This is a genomic window from Oleiphilus sp. HI0123 (assembly GCF_001635315.1).
The window spans coordinates 1-385 of record NZ_LWGE01000881.1 but is presented as its reverse complement, the minus strand read 5'-3'; the positions used below and the strand labels follow the sequence as shown (position 1 = coordinate 385).

Here is a 385-nt window from a genome sequence, read left to right as displayed (position 1 = left end):
GTCGCCTTGTATTGTCACGTCCCTGTTATCAGCGTGTGTTGTTGCAATAATGCCGCAGCCTACACCACAGTAGGCGCAGGTGGTCTTTATTTCCTGCGGTTTTGTGCTTGTCTCTGTTGAGTTGATCATTTGAGTCATCTTGATGTTCCTAACCCGCTAAATCTAAGGTGGTAGTTTGCTTGGCGGTTTGAAAGTAGCCTTGGCCGAATATCAAAAACTCTCTCATGTCTTCGATATTGCAGCGCTGTTCAAGTAAGCTTTGATACCATGAGCCGTCTTTGGTATCGCCATATAGAACAACGCCTATGATGTGCCTATCTTTGATAACAAGCTTTTTATATACCTTGGCAGAAGGATCAGAAAAACGGATTTCCTCGCTTTCTTC

At 44.2% G+C, this 385-nt stretch carries 1 protein-coding gene and 1 pseudogene; both read right to left on the bottom strand.

The features are described from left to right. Positions 1 to 129: hypothetical protein (locus A3761_RS28960; protein WP_369808197.1), on the bottom strand; the 129-nt coding region annotated here is incomplete at its 3' end. Positions 130 to 148: 19 nt separating this feature from the next. Beyond that, positions 149 to 385, bottom strand: a pseudogene (locus A3761_RS27355) (hypothetical protein); the annotation flags it as partial.